Here is a 16,890-nt window from a genome sequence, read left to right as displayed (position 1 = left end):
CAACCCTGATGCAATACCTGTCCCCCTCCACTATATTAGGTGAGTCCATCACTACCCCCATCGATAAAAAAGCCATCCAGCTGGGCAGAAAAAAACTTCTCGCCGAACTGGAGCTGTCGGAACAGGACAGCCTGGAAGTCCATGGCATCCACCTTACCAAGGGCAATATCATAGATTACTTCGAAGCCCTGCAGCAGGACAATGTCATTGATTACCACAACGCAATCGAAGAAGACAACGTACTGAAAATTTTCCTGGAAGACCATTCCATCGCAGACGACACGAAATTCAGGAACAATCCTCTGTACAGCGACGGCCGCTTCATCCAATGGATAAGCCCCTACTTCCTCACCGCCTTCACCACCGCAACGGACCGATGCTTCAGGTACAAGGAAAAGGACGAACTCATCACCATTCTGGAGAATCAATACCTCATGACAGATTATGACCTTGAACAGGCATGGTCGTCCCTCATAAAGATCCTTACCAACAACATAGCCCTGCTGGAATATTATACGAAAAAAGGCGAGCAGGGCAAAGGCGACAAACAGACATTCGACGCAGCCTCCCCCCTGATGGGCTACCAATATATCAGCCTCATCGTACTGCTGCCGGAACATCGCTTCGGTGAAATAAGGAATAGATATGCCTTCGTTATAGAGTTGGCAGCCATCTATACTTTCAATAAAAAAACGGCCCATAGACTGGCCGCCGAGACCTGGGTGGAAAATGCTTTGCTGTTGGCGGTAGCCCCCGAGCTGCAAACGGAGCTCACGGAGAAGCTGAAAGAAATGAGAAGGATCTCCAAGCCCACCAAAGATCGCAGCCCTTTCTGGAACATCGCCCGTTTTGCATGGCTGCTCATCTTCATCGCCGCCAAGGCGTTCACCTGCAACACCTCTGATCCAAGCTATACCCCTAAATATGAGATGCCCAATAACCCCTGGATGCACGATAGTGTCGAGGGCCAGAAAGACAACACCCTTCAATTGACCGACAGTACCAGGAAACTACTGCTGGACAGCTTCAACCGCGTAAACCAGTCCCCTTTATCACCTCATCGTCATCCTTATCGATCAACAGATCATACATCCGGTAAATGACGCTGGCGATTTCATCCGGGTTTTTCCGCTCCAGCGCCTCATCGCCCCTCGCCTTCAAAGCCTTTATCTGCTTCACATCACTATAGGCATTGTCAGGCTTCATCGCATAATGCAGGTAAAGACTGGTGAGATACCCTACGTCCTTTCGCTTCACATTCCAGATCAGGCGGTCCATCTCGTGGATCTTCATACGCAGGAACTGCGTGCTGCACTGGTTGATCCATTCATTCTCCTCCTTGCTGATGGCTTCAAATCGATGCTTAAGCGCTATATCGTTCGACTGCTGCAGCATATATTGGTAGCTTTCCTTTTTCTCGAAATACTCCTCCTTCAACTCCAGCATCCTGTCCCCCCGCTCCGCCTCGGCCACCACCTGCGCCAGCTTCCTCTTCTGGTCATCCAGCTGGTACTTTACATCCGTCACGTCGTCCGCGCTCAGACCCCGGATCTTACGCTGTAAGCCCGACAGCTCATCCATCGCCTGCTGGAGCACTGCGCTCTCCTCGTATTTTTCCTTTGCCAGCAAACCATCCAGCTGACGCTTGCCGACCCGGTATAAGTAATCCGCCTCCTCTTGCATACGCGCCATATTAATGCTGCGCACCGAAGGATTGAACACCTGGCCGAATTCCGCGTCGATCATGCTGATATAAGCTTTTACAGTGATATCCCTGCTTTCGCTGATCTCGAAAGAAAGGTCTACATCACATCCCTTTATCAGGTCGGCGGAAAGGTCCTTACCCGCAATGCTAACTACCCCAATGGAAAGGTTCGACTGCGGCGAAGAATACCTGCTGCCCTCCAGCACATTTATCAACAGCTGATCATCACTGCCTTTCGCAATGGTCCTGCTAAGCGTCTTTGTTATGGATCGCTTAAGCGGTAAGATCGCATTTCGCTCGAAGATCACCTCCAGGTGCGTCATATTATTCTCGACATCATCCACCTCCAGGCAAATATCATTGGGTAAAGGCTGGCCATAGATGGTGAATTTGCCCTGGACAATGGCAATATCCGGGACAGCAATGTCAATAGCCCGCCCCTTTTCATCATAGATCTTTAATTGAAAGACATTCTGCGTATTGGGCAGCAACAGCAGCATCTCGCTTATTCTCTCCGTCGCCTTCTTTAAACCACTGTCAAACCCTCCATCCGTTCGGACGATGCGGTAATGGCTTCCCACAGGCGCATTTTTTATGGACGCCGCAAAATATTCTTCCTGCTCCCGGCTATGATGCTGGTAGGCAGTCTTGACTTCTATCAGCGGCGCGTCTGAACTATTATTGCTTTTTACAACGTTGGCTGCCGGCGCCTGTTCCAGTCTGCTTATCCTGCTGCCTGCATAATAAGCCGCCCCCTCCACCACGGCCGTAGTAGGATCGATAGAGGTATTGACGGCGATCTGCAGCTCCTCGTTCAACATCGTTCGCACCAATGGAATATAGGTGCTCCCGCCCACCAGCACTATTTCAGTGATATCCGCCGGGCGGAGGTTATTCCTTTCAAGCAGATTACGGATGAAATTGACAGACGCCTGTATCTTCTCCCGGATGATCGAATTAAACTGTCCCTTGTCAATGGTAAAATAGACTTCATGCGACTGCCCCGATTCATCCTCCATATCGAATTCCACCTCGGCGGTGGAATGATTGCTTAAGCTGATCTTCGCCTCCTCCGCCTTGTACAGCAGCTGGTAATAAAGCTTATTGTATTTCCCGTTGGCGCTGAGCATCTTCCTGGAGAGATCGGTAATACCATATTTATCTTCCAGGTAAGGCACGAACAGCTGAGTAATGATCAGGTTATCGAAATCCACTCCCCCAAAGAAATTATCTCCCTCATGATCCACCACTTTCATCTCATCTTCGTCGATCTTCACAAGCGCCACGTCGAAGGTCCCGCCCCCCAGGTCATACACCAGCCATTGCCCCTTCATCCCTTCGCAGCCTTCCTTATTGGCAAATGCCAGGCTCGCCGCAATAGGCTCCTGCAGCAACAGCACTTCCTTGAACCCGGCAGCATACCCCGCCTCTTTGGTCGCATTGCTTTGTATGGTATCAAAGCTCGCCGGTATGGTGATAATGACGCTTTCAGGCGACTCACCCGTGAATATAAAATTCCGCAGCTCCTGTAAGATCATCGCGCTTAGCTCGACAGGCGTTTTAAAGCTCCCGTTATTGGCGACAAAAAAACTCTCGCTGGTGCCCATTTTTCTTTTGAAAGTGCCAAATACGTTCGCAGGGTCCTTTTCTATATACTCTTTCGCCTTATCGCCTATCAGCATCCTGTCCTTCCTGAATGCCACCACACTGGGTAAGGTCACCTTCATTCCCGACGGGTTCTTAAAGATCTCTACATTTCCGTTCCTGGCCCTGGCTATAAGAGAATTCGTCGTGCCAAGGTCAATAGCAAAATTGATGGTCATCGATATCTGTTAAAATTTCTTTTATTATTTGTGTCCGGCTATCACCACACCCTTCTGAAGCAGGGATTGCAGCCCGTCCTTATTCGTGTAGATCACAGGCTTGATAACATCCAGCACCTGGAGCGTGCCCTTGCCTGCACCCGTTATATTGGCTTCAAGATCAGTCCTGGTCTCGGTATACGGCTCACCCATCGGGTTGAGTATCAGCAAACCCGCCTCCTCCAGCACCGTCTTCATCCGGTCTATATTCCGCTGAACGCCCGTAGAGCCTCCCTGGGCCGGCAGCCGCTTTTCCAGCTCAAAAACCAGATTGGCCATTTTTATCCATAATTGCTGGGACATCGTAAGGTATTTTAAGGTGCAAAATACCCCTAAATTGACAAATTAGCTATCTGTGGAGTTGTCTGATTCTTTTGTCGATCGCCGCCGCTTTCATCTTCGCCTCCGGCAGCGGCAGCCCCTTCTTCATACCCGGCCGCTGATGCCCCGCGGCCGTCAGCCACGCGTCCTTCATCATCTCCTGTCTCTCATGCACAAGTCCATAAACTTTACCTCCCTCATCACCCATCACCCTCATTAGCCCACCGGTTTCCCCCACCGGCTCTCCCAGGTATCTTAAAACTTCTCCCGCCATGATCACATGCCCCGTGAGATCCGGATGGACCCCATCCTGCGAAAAAGCATAGGTAGAATCCAGGCTCCGCCGGTGATCCAGGTACTTTTTCATGGGGGCATGAATATCCGCGACCCTCCATCCCAATGAATCCTTTTGCTGCAGCAACCACTCGGAATATTTTTCCAGCACCCCATCGTATCCTTTGCTTTTTCCGATCTTCTCATCATACACCGGAGGGGTCAAATGAATGATCATGGCCCCCGTCTTCACCAGCTCCCCATGCAGCCATAGCATCCCCGACCGGAATGCATCGAACCTTCCCGCATCAAAGGGCATATAAATACCGTCATTCATCCCATAATCCACGAACACCAGGTCCGGCTTCGTCAACGCCAATACCCGCGCCAGCCGCTCATGCAGATCAGGGCGGGGGAACTTCCCCCCCGCATGCCCCGGCTCCGATAAGCCCGAGACCGTTTCGCTGGGCAAGCCCATATTGATGAACTCAAATCGCCGCCTGGGATAATGTATAATAAAATATGTCTCGATTAATTCAACATAATCTGCCGCATACGTGATGCTGTTCCCGAGAAATACGATGCGGTGCACCTTCCCGGGGAATGGCCCCGCACCCCGCTCCTGGGCCCGGCCATCCGGCATGGTCAGCAGGCACACCAGCAGCAAAGCAGCGCTTCTTGATTTTTTCATGCCCTGAATGTACAAAAAGGATAATTACCCGCCGCCGCTTCATTCGCTGTTCTCAGGCCCTATATCACGTGCTCCCTGAAACGCTTATTGCGAAACATCACGGGCATCGCCGCACAACAGATACCAAGGATAATGATCACCCCCATCAGGAGCCCCTTGAACTGGTGGTTCACCACCGCATCATCCGAACGGTGGACGCCGGATGTTCCCAACAGGCAGACCAGCGTCAGCAACAAAAAGATCACCTCAAAAGCGATATCCCCCTTTGGCAAATACCGGACACATAAAAAATAAGCCAGCCCTATAAAGACAAACAGGATGTTGACCGCAAATATCAACGACGAAACATTGATGATCGCGGAAGGAAGAAAGCCTGTATCGTCCCGGTAAATAATATTGAAGACAAGGCAAATGATCGTACCGGCAAAACCCGCAAAAACGCCTGTCAGTAATGCCCCGCTAAAATCGCCCCCCATTGATTGTTCCTGTGACATAAAGATTGTTTTATCTGTTAAAAAATAAGAATTTCCTCCCCTGCGCCATGATCCTTCTCGTCCTTCCGGGCGAATGATAGGTATGCTCCTTCCGCTTTTGCGCACTGTAATAGCGCAGGATGGATGCCGCCGTAATGACGCCCGCGACCTTGCCCGGATCCCCCTCCTCCCGGACCAGCAATCGTTCCGTATGATACTTCCCCATCATTTCCGCAGCCAGGCCCACATCATCGTTCGCATATACATAAGGTTTACCGGTCACAATCTCCTCTTCCCCGGCCTCCGAAAGCAATGTCTTTACCCGGATGCCTTGCAGCACATCCGGCTCATAGGCATCCGGTGCGCTCACTCCCCTTCGCTTGATCTTCTCCGTCATGATGCTTCCCCGCATCAGGAAGAACGAAAGGAAATAAGCGGCCACCGAAGCTCCCAGCACGGGCAGCACGCCATGGGCCTTTCCCGTGGTTTCCAAGGCAAATACCACGGAAGTCAGCAATGCCCTGGAAGCCCCCGCAAACATGGCCGCCATGCCCGCCAGTGCGGCAGTCGCGGGGTCGATCCCCAGGGAAGGGAAAAGATACATCGCACCCAGGCCCAGCATCGCACCCAGGCCACCGCCCATGGTGAACAATGGCGCCAGCGTCCCTCCTGAAGTGCCGCTGCCCAAAGACACCGCCCAGGAGATATACTTCAGCACACAAAGAGAAAATAAGATCCGCCAGGACCAGGTCCCTCCCAACAAATACGTGATGTTGTCATACCCCACCCCCATGGTATGAGGAGCGAAATAACCAGTCACGCCAATGGCTATCGCCCCTATCGCAGGCCACCACATCCAGTGTACCGGCAGCTTCTCGAAAAGGTCTTCGATAAGATAAATAGACCGCGACACCCCCGCCGCAACCACACCTACGATGAGCCCAAGCACCACATAAGCCGCCAGCGCACTATCCGAAGGCGCCGGGATCTCCGGCATACTGAATACAGGAGACGAACCGAACAATAAGATATGCATCCCCGCGCCGGTGACACATCCTATAACCACAGGAATAATGCTCCGGGGCGAAAATTCAAATAACAGTAACTCTATCGCCAGCAGGACCGCCGCCAATGGACTGCCGAATATAGCAGACATACCTGCGCATGCCCCTGCCGCCAATACGATCTTCCGCTCCGCAGAAGAAATATGCATCCATTGCCCGGTCAGCGATCCAAAAGCGCCCCCCGTGGCTATGATCGGCCCCTCGGCGCCAAAAGGCCCGCCCGTCCCAATGGATATCGCCGCCGATAAAGGTTTCAAAAAAGTCAACGCAGGCGGAATGCGGCTGTCCTCCAGGATGATCTTTTCCATTGCCTCGGGAATGCCATGCCCCCCGATGGCTTTCGATCCGAACCTTGCCATCAATCCCACCAGGACAGCTCCTATAACAGGCACTGCCAGCACCAACAGACCAAGATGATTACCCGCAGGCGAAGCCGGTTCAAAAGACAATCGCCCATAAAAGGACAGATTGGTAATAAAGTCGATAAGGCCCACCAGCACCTTGGCTACTACGCCGATCAATACCGCATTGATCGCCACCTGGATACAGAGATAAAATACGCGTTTGTTCACCGGGGTCTTCCTGACAATCCTTTCTTTCATACCGCAAATATATTGCATAAACAACATTAAATAAGCATATTGTAGACACGAAACGCATTAAAATATTGCATAAACAATATAGCAAACAAACCCGGCAGATTGCCTATCATTGCATTATGCAAGAATTATCCTGCAATCTGAACGATTGCTTTTTATGCCGGCATTGCATGCCCGAATGGAGGGAGGTCATAGCGCTGAAGAAAACGACCTTGCCCATAAAAAAAGGGAAACCCGTATTCCGTGAAGGAGAAAAGGTCGCCGGGATCTTTTTTCTCTATTCCGGTTATGTTAAAGTGCATAAAGAATGGATAGGCCAGAAGGATCTTATCCTCCGCTTTGCCGCGCCGGGCGACATCCTCGGACACCGCGGCCTGGGAGGCATCGATCATTACCCCGTTACTGCCACCGCACTGGAGGATTGCCAGGTATGTCATATCTCAAACGATTTTCTGGAAAGCAGCCTGAAAGCTAACCCAAACCTTACTTACAGACTCATGTATTTCTATGCGGCCGAGCTGCAAAGGACCGAACAAAGGATGCGGGATATGGTCCACATGGAAGTAAAAGGAAGGATCGCGGGCGCGCTCCTGGAAATAACCAAACTATCCCTCACCGTCACCCGCCAGGATATTGCATCCTACGCAGGCACCACCTACGAGACGGTATTCAAATTCTTGACGGAGCTCACTAAAGGTAAGGTCATCTCCGCTTCCGGTAAGAACATACGGATCATCGACCCTGCCCGGTTGAAAAAATATATTATGAAATGAAATAAAGTTCATCGCACCATCACCATCGTGCCTTTGTGGTATACGGTCTTGCCCGTATACGATATGCCCTGCACCATCCATACATAGGTACCCGGTTCCTGCAGCTTCCCCCCTATCCGCCCGTCCCAGCCATTGCCTGCCACCGTGGTAGCGTATACCAGCTGGCCATATCGGTTGTATACCCTGAAAAACTGGAAGTTCGCGATCCCCACCGGCACAGGACGGAAGATACCATTGGCGACGCTTCCCGGCGTAAAAGCGCTCGGCACAAAAATATCAGGCAATGTCTTGAACACTTTCACCAATATGCTTGCTGACCCCGAACATCCTATTTCCGTAGACGCCGTCACTGTGTAACGGACTGAGTCGATAGTGGCCCCCAGCGTAGCGACAGGATCTGAGATAAAAGGATTATCCAGTCCCAGCGGGGGCTCCCACTTCCACAAACCTGCAGCCGAATCGTTGTTGCTGGCATGCAGCTGCAGCGGCTGATTGAAGACCACGGCCGTATCATGCCCCGCATCCACGACGATCTTCTGATGTACATTGATATGGAATGTGTCCTTCAGAGCATTGGGACAGCCGGCATTGAGAATATTCAGCACATATTCGGTGGTGGCCAAAGGACTGGCCTGTGCATGAATGTCATAGGGGAGAACATCTATATTTCCATTCCCCTGACCGCTAAGTTGAGCAGTATTGGTCCAGCTATAGCTCGTCCCCAGCATAATATGCGCATTCAACGGTGCGACCTTTCCATAGCAGATAAGCGTATCCGCAGGCGCTGCCTGTGCCTCCGGAAAACGCGCAGTCAGCAGGTTGATAAAAGAGGGCGTGCTGATGTCCAGGGGGCAAACACCGCTTTTTACAATGGTGCGGAACCGCGTGGATGACGTAATACCTACTACATTATAGGTGGGATCGTTATTAACAGGGTTGAAATCCGTCCAGTTGACGCCATCCGCGGAAGATTGCCAGTTCTGCACGCTGCCGGTATAGCCCTTTAGTGTCAGCAGTGCATCCTTATTCTGCCCGAGACAAAACGCCATATTCGCCGGGTCCAGGGTTCCACCCACGCTTTGGGGGTCTACGATGACTTTGGCAGCCGCGCTGGTATCGATATTGCAGCTCTCGCCATTCTGCACAATAGCCCTGTAGTTGGCGGTCTTTTGCAGATTCTGCGCAGTATAAGAAGGCGCCGTTACGGACAAGGAACTCCAGGTCACACCGTCCCCGGAAGTCTGCCAGCCCAGCACCTTGCCTAAATATCCGTTCAGGACCAGGGGGCTGTTATTCGCACCGGCACAAACCTCGTTATTACCCGACACAAAGCCGGGAATGGTCGGGGGCGTGGTCACCACATCGATGGTATCTTTCAATGTAGCGCAGCTATTGCTTTCCGACGCTGTGATCTTGCCGGGATTGGTGCCCACATGCACTTTGAGGATATTGCTGTCCGCCCCCGATATGATAGACCAGTCGGATGGCACCGTCCACTGATAATTAGCGCCCGTAAGACCAGGTATGGAATAGGTGAGGTCACTGTTGATGCACGCTTCGATAGGACCGCTGATGGCTAGACCGTCACAATCACTGCGAAGCGCCACATAAGCATAAGCGAAATGTCCGCCCGGCACACAATTGTCCGCCTCGAAGGTCAGCGTCACCTTCTGGCCCCTGTAAGGCGAAAGGTCAAAAGTCACTTCCGTCCACCCCTTTGCCCAAACATCCATCAGGTGCTCCGCATTGGGATTATTGGAGTTGGGATTGGAATTAGGCGAAGGATGAGCACTGAGATAAATTCCCTGAGCCTCGGCCAGCGCCGTATCCAGGGTGGCGCCGGTGCCCCTCGGGTCCGCATTGTCTTTGGTGGGAAGGAAATATTTTGGAGAGGCGCAGCTGATGATCGTATTATTTACAGACAACGTCGCGGAGAACAATGGCTGCTGATTGGAGTTATGGGTACCATTCTCCAGGACCATCGCATACGCGTAGGTCATGGTATAAGGCTGAACGACGGCGCTGGTAGGCACGGCGATCGTATAACTGATCCCCCGCACATAGCCCCCCTGCACTCCATTCGAATTACTACGGCTGATAGTCGTGGAGCCCAGCAGCACCGAGCTGCCATATTTATAGCCATTGATGGTGGGTATGGTAGCAAACCCTCCTAAATAATCCGTGCTGTTGCTGGTAATCACCCGGATACCCGGGACGCCCGACAGGTTATATTCGGGAATAGTACTGACCCCCTGCGTGCCCCCCGGTGCCCCCTGGGCGGTGTCATAGCCCTTGATGGTGTTCGCCGGATTGCCCCCCGCATTATTTCCCGTATAAGCATACCAATGCGTGAGGCTTCCAACCGAAAAATTACTATTCAAAGGGCAAGCCTGCGTCTGAGCCAGCGAATCATAAGCCACCAGTAAACATATAATGGGTAACAATAATTTCATCAGCCTGTCAATAAAGGTAAAAGAATAAATGCCGGCCTTTCTGGATATGAAACTTATATATACGAATACGAGATAATTCACAAGAGAGTTGACTGGAAGGCCTATTAATTTTTCGGACCAGGACAGCCAACCCTAATTAATTGTCTAACAACTCATTGAGTACAGCACCTTTCTCCTTCGTTTTGCGGATAGCCACCAGCCGCTTCAGCGCTCGCCGATCTTCATAAAAAATTATTTTGGGAGAATCGATAGGATGGACTATACTCCAGGGGTTAATATTGCGAGGCATATAAACGCACGCACGCTAAAAATACAATTTTATGGTTACAAAACCCAGCACATTCTACACCATCCGCTTCAACGACTGTGACCCCCTTGGTCACCTGAATAATAGTAAATACCTGGATTATTTTATCAACGCCCGGGAAGACCACCTGAAGGAAAATTATGGCATAGACTTGAAAGACTGGGCGTTAAGAGGACTGGGATTCGTCGTCAGCCGCCACGAGATCCAGTATGTACGGGCCGTCACCTATAACGAGGTTGTCTGCAAAGAGACTGCACTCATCGGCTGTGGCGACAACTACCTGGATGTGGAAATGCTGATGTTCGACAAAGACCGGCTCGGACTAAAAGCCATTCTCTGGTCCAGATTTACCCATATCAATAGCCGCACAGGAAAAAAAGAGGGCCTTAAAGAAGAGATCCTGGAATTTAGCCGCCAGGTCCTGGTCCCCGGTGTCGATATCGCCAAAGGAATGAATGCCCGGATCGCCACCCTGCTGAATAAGAGCTGACCCTATCCGCCATATTTCCCTTTTATCTCACCCTCTATCATCCCCAGGTACTGTCGCAGATAGGCCACTTTCTCATCCGCGAGCCGCTTACCCGTGGCAGTATTCATCAGGGCCGGCAGTTTGAACAGCTTCAGTTGAAAATGATCCAGCGAATATTGACTGTCATTCGGCTCACGCGCCAACGCCAGCGGATCTTCCGCGTCGAATAACCGCTGGCTCAGCTGACCTGCAGTATAAAACACCCGGGCAAGCCCAATAGCCCCCAATGCTTCCATCCTGTCGGCATCCTGCAGTATCTTCGCCTCGGAGGTCAATGGAGCCACCTGCGCCGAAAAACTATGCGCATGAATGGCATGTCGCACATTCTCTATCTTTTCAGGAGGAAAATCCGTAAAAACCTCCTTCAGCAGCGCCACCGTCCTCTCCGCGCTCAGACGGGAAGAAGTACTCCGCTCAGGAGAATTTTTCGGTAAAGAAACCAGGTCATGGAAATAAGCGGCTGTTAATAAGATCAACGGATCTGCAATCCCCCCCTCCTCCTGGTTGATATATTGCGCTGCTTTCCACACCCGCTGGAAATGGCCCAGGTCATGAGATCCGTCCTTCGTATGCGTGTTCTCCTTGTGGTAATTGATAAATCTTGTCTCCCATCCGGTAATAGCCTGATCTTGCATGCCCCGAAAATAATGTACTCTGCAGGCACGGGCAAAAAAAAGACGGATCACAGATCCGTCGGCGGAAAGCCCATTTTTAGATTTTTTTTGCCCGGGACTACTTTTCCCGGAAAGGCACGGGCAAAAAAAAGGGCCAGAATGGAAATTCAGCCCCGTTTTAAAATCCAATATCCTATGAAAAACCACGCTATTAACGGAGGCGCGGTTCAATTAATTGTGACATTTTTAAAATACTTTTTTTTTAAGCACTTCCCTTAGTGATCCTCGCTCCTTTTTTTTAATTGTGAAAATCATGCGCCCGCTTTCATATAAAATACCATCGTCGTGTAGTTATTTTGCTAGCCAATCCAATATCATCATGAAATACGTGCTTTTCTTCTTACTGGGAGCCCTGACCTCCGCCTTAATATTCCTTACAGACTGGTGGCTGCCGGTCCTCCCGGTCATGTGGGCCATCATCCTCTACAGGCTTTGCCTGGCAAGTAAAAGGCTATACGAAAAAATAGACCATCGCTCCCAGCACACTCATGGCAGGGCCATTTAAAAATTTGAGCCTTAGCAAGCCCAATGCCTTCACCTTATGGTTCTTCACGGTATTGACCGATATCGCAAAACGCTCCGCCACTTCGGAATTGGTCAGCCCCTCCACATAACATAATTTGAATACTTTCTTGCACTGGGAAGGCAAAGCCTCGATGGCCTCATAGATCTGCTGCAACACTTCCGCCCGGATCATCTCATTCAACGCAAACTCCTCATGGTCCACCGAAAGATAATTAGTGAGCCCGGACTTCATCACCACATCCCGCTGCAGCTTCTTTATATGATTGATACAGGCATTGCGGGTGCTGATGTAGACGAATGCCTTGATATTCTGAAGGGTCTCGAAATCCTCGTGCTTCTTCCAGAGCGTGACAAAGACCTCGGCGACAATATCTTCTGCCGCGGGTCCATCGCCCACCAGACTCATGGCGAAATTGCGGAGAGCAGGGTAATAAAGATCATGAACTGCATGTAAAGCCTTGGTACTGCCCCTTTTCAGCTCAGATACAATAACAGCAGCGTTTTGTATGTTCATAGGAGAAATTAAGGTTTACGGGAATGGTATCTTAAGTAATATTATATCTTAAATTAAATATCTGCAAAAAGCTTATGCTCTACCGATTGGATAATATCTGATCCATTTCTAAATTTCCAACCCATTTCCCCAGGGTATTTTATTTAATAAGGCTAAGCCCTTAAAATTCTTTACCTACTTAACCTTAAATATAGACAGAGTCTAAAAATCACGATGACGTACCTTTAGGTGAAGAGTACACCAAAATGGCATTACATCAAACCTGGCTATCCTATAATAATGACCGCTATCCCCATTATTACCTCTGCCACTACCTTCCCCGGTCGGCCGGAAGAGACACCCTTTCACACAGCCTCCTGAAATTCAAGCAAAGCCGGCAACCCGACCTCGAAGGATGGATCGACTGCGCACTCGAAATAGGTTCGGACATACCTTTACCTCCCGGCGCTACCCTGGTCCGCGCACTGCATCATAATGAAACAGCCATCCCGGATTCCCCCACCGCACTCGATCTCCTGGGACAAAGACTGGCGGCCCGCTGGCAATACCAATATCATCCCCGCCTCCTCCAAAAAGCAAGGACTACCCGCCCCGTCAAGTCCTTCGCCAAACCACAAAGGGAAGAAGAACTGCAAGGCATTTATTCCGTCAACCTGGCCTACGCAGCTTCCCTGCCCCAAAATCCAACCCACTGGCTGGTCATAGACGATATCCTTACCTCCGGTACCACCATCCGCGCCATCATCCAGGCCATCCGACACCCCTACCCCGATGCCCCCATCAGCGTCTTTACCCTGACCAGGGCCGATACAACCACCCCTACCCTCTCCCTTAAAGGCCAAAATTATCAATTGGAGCAGGGGCAGGACTGGGTCCTGTCAGAACCACCTCTACCTTATTATTCCCTCTCCAGGCTAAAAATCATGATCCAAACAGACACATTTTAGTTTTTCGCTATGCAGCAAAGCACTAAATATGGCTGTCTGAATAAATTAAGTGACCTGGTTTTGAAGAGTTTCAAAAAAAAATTTGTTAAGTAATATATAATTTTTCTAACTTAGGTTCTTCATAGCTAAACTTTTGCTTTATGACCATTCAACGAATGCTTGCCAAATCGGTAGGATTTGTAGTACTATGTGTACTTTTCACACTAACCGCTTTCTCTCAAACAAAAACAATCACAGGTAAGGTTTCAGACGACAAAGGCGCCCCCATTCAGGGAGCTACCGTCGCTGTAAAAGGTACCAAATCAGGCGCCTCCACAGGTCTGGATGGAACCTACCGCATCACAGTGCCCGCGGGCGCATCGACCCTGGTCATTAGCTCGGTGGGCTATAAATCCCAGGAAGTGGCCATCGGGGATCAGGCCTCCATCGACGTGGCGCTGGTATCTTCCTCGGCCTCTCTGAATGAAGTGGTGGTGGTAGGTTACGGCACCGTTCGAAAGAAAGACCTGACAGGCTCGGTGGCGTCCGTACAAGCAAAAGATTTCAACAAAGGCACTTTCACCGCCCCCGATCAGTTGATCCAGGGTAAAGTATCCGGTGTCCAGGTCATCAATAATTCCGGCGCCCCCGGTGGCGGTACCACAGTGAAAGTGCGCGGTAACTCTGCTATCACGGGTTCAGGCCAGCCGCTCTATGTACTCGACGGTATCCCCCTGGACGGCAGATCCGCCCGGGGAGGCCTTGTCACCCCTAATCTGGGTGGCGCAGGTGGAGACAAGACGAATACACCCGCCGGTAACCCCCTCAACTTTATCAATCCCAGCGACATCGCGTCGATCGACGTGTTGAAGGACGCATCCGCTACAGCCATCTATGGTTCCCGCGCTGCTTACGGCGTCGTCATTATTACCACCAGAAGGGGGGCGTCCGGACAACCTAAGCTCGATCTCTCGGCCTCCGTAGGCGCCAGCAAGATCATGAGACAGATCAAAGTGCTGAATGCCGCTCAATACGCCAAAGCAATTGACTATTATGGGGTCGCTGCTACCAACAATTATGGAAAAAGTGTCGATGCCATGGATGCAATTATGCATACAGGCATCAACCAGACTTACAATGCGGCGATCAGCGGCGGTAACGAAAATGGCAAATACCGTCTCTCGCTCGGCTACCTGGACCAGCAAGGCATCATCAGAAAGACCGATTTCAAAAAATATTCCGTTGGCTTTAACTCTAACTTCAAATTCCTGGAAAACAGGCGTCTGGGACTCGATCTGAACATCATCACCAACCAGTACGGGGAAAATATTGCTCCTATTACCAATAACGCGGGCGCCAGCGGCAGCTTGATCGGGCAGGCCCTCCAGTGGAACCCCACCCGCCCCCTGAAGATCGGCGACTCGCTCAATAACTTCGAAGGAACTATCGTCAACCCCCTTTCCATGCAGGAAGGGTACACCGACAAATCCAAGGTCACCACGGCGCTCGCCAGCATCTCGCCTTATTACAAGATCACAGACAATCTGGAGTACCGCATGCTTTTCAGCATCAACTATAGCACTGGCGACCGCAGGGCAATGTTAGCTCCTTTCCTGATCGCCCTTCCTGACATCAAGCACAAGGGCTGGGCCGGCATCGCCACATCCGAATTGGTCACGCAGCAGGTCACCCATACCATTAATTATAACAAACAGGTCACCGATAACCTTAGCGTCAATGCCGTGGTGGGATATGAATACATGAAATTCAGCAACAAAGGTACCACCATGGCCGGCTTCGGTCCCGGCGATGGCAGCGCCACCAGCGCCGGCTTCGGAAACTACGGACTCGACCTTTTCAACTATATACAATATAGTAATACGGCTAACCGTACGATCTCTTCATTCGTAGATCCAACATACGAACTGCAATCCTACTTCGCCAGGGTTGTCCTCAACTGGAAAGACCGCTATTTTCTGACAGGAACATTCAGAGCTGATGGTTCCTCCAAATTCGGTGAGAACAACAGGTACGGTTACTTCCCTTCCGTCGCCGCCGCCTGGAATGTTACCAAAGAAAGCTTCTGGAGTTCCGAGGTCATCAGCCAGTTGAAGCTGCGCGCTGGCTGGGGCAAAACGGGTAACCAGGAATTCCCACCGGGATCGGCGCGTGCCAGGTACACTTTCCGCGACAATGGCGGCCTCGGCCAGACGAACAGCCCGAACCCAAATTTAAAATGGCAGTCCGATAAACAATATAACTTCGGTCTGGACTTCGGCATACTCAATAATAGGTTCAGTGGTACTGTCGACTACTTCCATAAAGCCACCAGCGACCTCCTGTTTCCCAGTACACAGATCGATCCCGCCCCTCCCACTAACGTCATCCTATGGAAGAACCTGGCAGGCCTGGTCGTGAACAAAGGAGTAGAAGTATCCCTCACAGGCGCCATTATTCAAGGAAAAGATTTCACCTGGGATCTGTCTGTGAATGCCACTTTTATCAAGAACATGGTCAGCGGCCTGCCTGCTCCCATTCAGACCGGCGCCCTCAGCGGACAAGGTGTTTCCGGCACCCTGGTGGAGACAATACGTAATGGTTATGCCATCAACTCTTTCTGGACCAGGATCTTCGAAGGACTGGACAAGACCACTGGCCAGGCAGTATACAAGGATAATGGCAACATCTTCTACTATGCTGGTAACCCCAACCCCTCCACCCTGCTGGGCCTTAGCACTACGCTGGCCTATAAGAAGCTGTCTCTCACTGTCAACATGAATGGCGCATTGGGTCAGAAGATCTATAACAACACGCTGAACAACGTCCTGAACGTGGGTAGCATCAACGGAGGTCGCAACATCGCCCTCACGGTCTTCAATTCACCCATAAAAGAAGCCTTCTCCAACCCCGTGACCTCTTCTTCGAGATTTATAGAGAGCGGCAGCTACCTGAAAATGGCCAACTCCACGCTTTCTTACAGCATCGGAAATATCTCCAAATGGATCAAAGGGGCAAATGTTTTTGTCACCGGTCAAAACCTGTTTGTGATCACCAAGTTCAAAGGATTTGATCCGGAAGTTAATGTCGATGAAGGCGCCGGCGGTGTTAATGCTATCCCTTCGGTAGGTATAGAATACATGCCCTATCCTACAGCACGTACATTCACACTCGGCTTAAACTTTTCCCTCTAACCATTATTAA

13 protein-coding genes are annotated in these 16,890 nt (G+C 50.9%); 5 read left to right on the top strand and 8 right to left on the bottom strand.

Annotated features, from left to right (window positions below):
- The first annotated feature begins 8 nt into the window (after positions 1-8).
- Positions 9-1,103: a hypothetical protein gene (locus Q4E93_RS15790; protein WP_303586776.1), complete on the top strand. Its 1,095-nt coding sequence runs from the start codon at positions 9-11 to the stop codon at positions 1,101-1,103.
- Here the strand turns inward: Q4E93_RS15790 and Q4E93_RS15785 are convergent.
- The 5 genes from Q4E93_RS15785 to Q4E93_RS15765 are packed head-to-tail and all read right to left on the bottom strand — an operon-like array spanning position 1,027 to position 6,991.
- Positions 1,027-3,528, bottom strand: coding sequence for an Hsp70 family protein (locus Q4E93_RS15785; protein ID WP_303586774.1), 2,502 nt, complete (start codon positions 3,526-3,528; stop codon positions 1,027-1,029). The two genes, Q4E93_RS15790 and Q4E93_RS15785, sit on opposite strands and share 77 nt — an antisense overlap.
- A 24-nt stretch (positions 3,529-3,552) precedes the next feature.
- Positions 3,553-3,870 (bottom strand): hypothetical protein, encoded by a 318-nt coding sequence (locus Q4E93_RS15780; protein WP_303586772.1) that lies wholly within the window; start codon positions 3,868-3,870, stop codon positions 3,553-3,555.
- A 46-nt stretch (positions 3,871-3,916) separates the two neighbouring features.
- Positions 3,917-4,852, bottom strand: a complete 936-nt coding sequence (locus tag Q4E93_RS15775; RefSeq protein WP_303586770.1) for an SGNH/GDSL hydrolase family protein — start codon at positions 4,850-4,852, stop codon at positions 3,917-3,919.
- A 59-nt stretch (positions 4,853-4,911) separates the two neighbouring features.
- On the bottom strand, positions 4,912-5,346 hold the full coding sequence (locus Q4E93_RS15770) for a hypothetical protein (RefSeq protein ID WP_303586768.1): 435 nt from the start codon (positions 5,344-5,346) through the stop codon (positions 4,912-4,914).
- Positions 5,347-5,356: 10 nt separating this feature from the next.
- On the bottom strand, positions 5,357-6,991 hold the full coding sequence (locus tag Q4E93_RS15765; protein ID WP_303586766.1) for a chloride channel protein: 1,635 nt from the start codon (positions 6,989-6,991) through the stop codon (positions 5,357-5,359).
- Between the two features lie 116 nt (positions 6,992-7,107).
- Between Q4E93_RS15765 and Q4E93_RS15760 the strand changes: the two genes are divergently transcribed.
- Positions 7,108-7,761, top strand: a complete 654-nt coding sequence (locus Q4E93_RS15760) for a Crp/Fnr family transcriptional regulator (protein WP_303586764.1) — start codon at positions 7,108-7,110, stop codon at positions 7,759-7,761.
- Positions 7,762-7,769: 8 nt separating this feature from the next.
- On the opposite strand, the gene Q4E93_RS15755 is transcribed toward Q4E93_RS15760, so the two are convergent.
- Positions 7,770-10,214, bottom strand: coding sequence for a DUF8696 domain-containing protein (locus Q4E93_RS15755; RefSeq protein WP_303586762.1), 2,445 nt, complete (start codon positions 10,212-10,214; stop codon positions 7,770-7,772).
- Positions 10,215-10,534: 320 nt separating this feature from the next.
- Here Q4E93_RS15755 and Q4E93_RS15750 point away from each other — a divergent pair, with 320 nt between their 5' ends.
- Positions 10,535-11,011, top strand: a complete 477-nt coding sequence (locus tag Q4E93_RS15750; protein WP_303586760.1) for an acyl-CoA thioesterase — start codon at positions 10,535-10,537, stop codon at positions 11,009-11,011.
- A gap of 2 nt (positions 11,012-11,013) precedes the next feature.
- Here Q4E93_RS15750 and Q4E93_RS15745 read toward each other — a convergent pair whose 3' ends face one another.
- Together Q4E93_RS15745 and Q4E93_RS15740 are read right to left on the bottom strand one after the other, a co-directional pair.
- Complete coding sequence (locus tag Q4E93_RS15745; RefSeq protein WP_303586758.1) at positions 11,014-11,685, bottom strand: HD domain-containing protein; 672 nt, start codon at positions 11,683-11,685, stop codon at positions 11,014-11,016.
- A gap of 490 nt (positions 11,686-12,175) precedes the next feature.
- On the bottom strand, positions 12,176-12,763 hold the full coding sequence (locus Q4E93_RS15740) for an RNA polymerase sigma-70 factor (RefSeq protein WP_303586757.1): 588 nt from the start codon (positions 12,761-12,763) through the stop codon (positions 12,176-12,178).
- Positions 12,764-13,008: 245 nt separating this feature from the next.
- Here Q4E93_RS15740 and Q4E93_RS15735 point away from each other — a divergent pair, with 245 nt between their 5' ends.
- Together Q4E93_RS15735 and Q4E93_RS15730 are read left to right on the top strand one after the other, a co-directional pair.
- On the top strand, positions 13,009-13,710 hold the full coding sequence (locus Q4E93_RS15735; RefSeq protein WP_303586756.1) for a ComF family protein: 702 nt from the start codon (positions 13,009-13,011) through the stop codon (positions 13,708-13,710).
- A 140-nt stretch (positions 13,711-13,850) separates the two neighbouring features.
- Positions 13,851-16,880, top strand: coding sequence for a SusC/RagA family TonB-linked outer membrane protein (locus Q4E93_RS15730; protein ID WP_303586755.1), 3,030 nt, complete (start codon positions 13,851-13,853; stop codon positions 16,878-16,880).
- Positions 16,881-16,890 lie beyond the last annotated feature (10 nt).

The sequence above is a fragment of the Flavitalea plasmicola genome, from assembly GCF_030546645.1.
Classification (GTDB): Bacteria; Bacteroidota; Bacteroidia; order Chitinophagales; family Chitinophagaceae; genus Puia.
Note: the sequence above shows the minus strand (reverse complement) of the source record. Positions and strands in the feature narration are given on the sequence as shown.

Bases quoted from the DNA above. Each gene is read 5' to 3' on its own strand.
- Q4E93_RS15790 (WP_303586776.1), top strand. From the start codon at position 9: ATGCAATACCTGTCCCCCTCCACTATATTAGGTGAGTCCATCACTACC.
- Q4E93_RS15785 (WP_303586774.1), bottom strand. From the start codon at position 3,528: ATGACCATCAATTTTGCTATTGACCTTGGCACGACGAATTCTCTTATA.
- Q4E93_RS15780 (WP_303586772.1), bottom strand. From the start codon at position 3,870: ATGTCCCAGCAATTATGGATAAAAATGGCCAATCTGGTTTTTGAGCTG.
- Q4E93_RS15775 (WP_303586770.1), bottom strand. From the start codon at position 4,852: ATGAAAAAATCAAGAAGCGCTGCTTTGCTGCTGGTGTGCCTGCTGACC.
- Q4E93_RS15770 (WP_303586768.1), bottom strand. From the start codon at position 5,346: ATGTCACAGGAACAATCAATGGGGGGCGATTTTAGCGGGGCATTACTG.
- Q4E93_RS15765 (WP_303586766.1), bottom strand. From the start codon at position 6,991: ATGAAAGAAAGGATTGTCAGGAAGACCCCGGTGAACAAACGCGTATTT.
- Q4E93_RS15760 (WP_303586764.1), top strand. From the start codon at position 7,108: ATGCAAGAATTATCCTGCAATCTGAACGATTGCTTTTTATGCCGGCAT.
- Q4E93_RS15755 (WP_303586762.1), bottom strand. From the start codon at position 10,214: ATGAAATTATTGTTACCCATTATATGTTTACTGGTGGCTTATGATTCG.
- Q4E93_RS15750 (WP_303586760.1), top strand. From the start codon at position 10,535: ATGGTTACAAAACCCAGCACATTCTACACCATCCGCTTCAACGACTGT.
- Q4E93_RS15745 (WP_303586758.1), bottom strand. From the start codon at position 11,685: ATGCAAGATCAGGCTATTACCGGATGGGAGACAAGATTTATCAATTAC.
- Q4E93_RS15740 (WP_303586757.1), bottom strand. From the start codon at position 12,763: ATGAACATACAAAACGCTGCTGTTATTGTATCTGAGCTGAAAAGGGGC.
- Q4E93_RS15735 (WP_303586756.1), top strand. From the start codon at position 13,009: ATGGCATTACATCAAACCTGGCTATCCTATAATAATGACCGCTATCCC.
- Q4E93_RS15730 (WP_303586755.1), top strand. From the start codon at position 13,851: ATGACCATTCAACGAATGCTTGCCAAATCGGTAGGATTTGTAGTACTA.